Origin of the sequence: Fibrobacter sp. UWR3 (assembly GCF_900143055.1) — a bacterium.
Lineage (GTDB): Bacteria > Fibrobacterota > Fibrobacteria > Fibrobacterales > Fibrobacteraceae > Fibrobacter.
Genome location: NZ_FRCW01000020.1, coordinates 1 through 1,089 on the forward strand (window position 1 = coordinate 1; position 1,089 = coordinate 1,089).

The 1,089-nt window shown below is 44.5% G+C and carries 1 protein-coding gene; it reads right to left on the bottom strand.

All coding sequences use genetic code 11. The annotated features are described in order from the left end of the window. Positions 1-83: 83 nt before the first annotated feature. A complete protein-coding gene (locus BUA44_RS14955) occupies positions 84-881 on the bottom strand; it encodes an IS256 family transposase, variant Zn-binding type (protein ID WP_218587623.1) in 798 nt (265 codons plus the stop codon). Between the last annotated feature and the right edge of the window lie 208 nt (positions 882-1,089).

The window sequence follows — 1,089 nt, forward strand, 5'->3', positions numbered from 1 at the left end:
GGTCTATATGACAAAAAGGTACCTGAAAAACAGGTACTTTTTGATTATATGACATTTGGGTACCTGAAATCGTCCGCAAGCCTTTATCTACTTGGCTTGTGCGCAAAAAAAAGTCTCTCAATTAGCATTTTTCGCCTTCCTAACGACATTCCATTATGAATGTTCAGCTTACGCTTCAGCCATGAAAACAGCGATTCCATTTCGTTATTCGTGTTAGGAATTCCCAGCTCGATATTGTCATAGAAGGTCCAGAGATACGGCATGTTTCGCTTTAAGCTCAGGTATGCACTTCTCAGGTTCTTGTGGGTGTAATGGGATCGCCCGTTGCTGTCCGTCGACCTTTGCTTTATGAATGCTTCCCAACGCACAAACCACTCGTTCATGACGCCTTCAAATGATTCTTTATCTGTACGACACAGCAAGCGGGAAATGTCCAGCAGTTCGATTGATGCAGGCAGCTTCGGATGGCTTGTCAGCTTGTGTTTTATCGTCTGGAGCTGATGGAATTGGCAGTATTGATATCTATAGCCGGACAGCCGTTCTCTCAGTCCTTTCAAGCCATCACTGACGATGCAGACGATTTCATGCCCGTCCATTTCTAATGCCCTGACGCCTTCTACATAATCGTCAACACGCTCTTTGCGATTGATGAATTTATGCCACAGCACCTCGCCCGAGATGTGGTCCTTTATGACCACCACGCCAAAGTTCCACCCCCAGTACGAAGTGTCCATCATGGCGATAACAGGCCCTGGAGCGTTGTTTTGAGCCGTAGCCTTATCGCATTTGGCAAGATGACGGTATATGGTCCGTTCATTCACTTTCAATTGAGTTGCAATCTGTCTTACCGTCAGGTTCCCTTGCGAGTAAAGTTCTATCACTTGGGAATTCTTGATTCTAGAACTTGGAGTGAAAATGTGTCCGCAAGTCTTACAAAGCCACCGCTGCTTGCCTTGTTTAAGACCCTTCTTGATGACCTTGTTTGACCCACAAAAAAAGCAAATTTTTCCCATAAAAGAAAAATTTGCTACAACGCCTTATAAATCAAAGGGTTACGAGAAATTTAGGTACCCAAATGTCATATAGGCC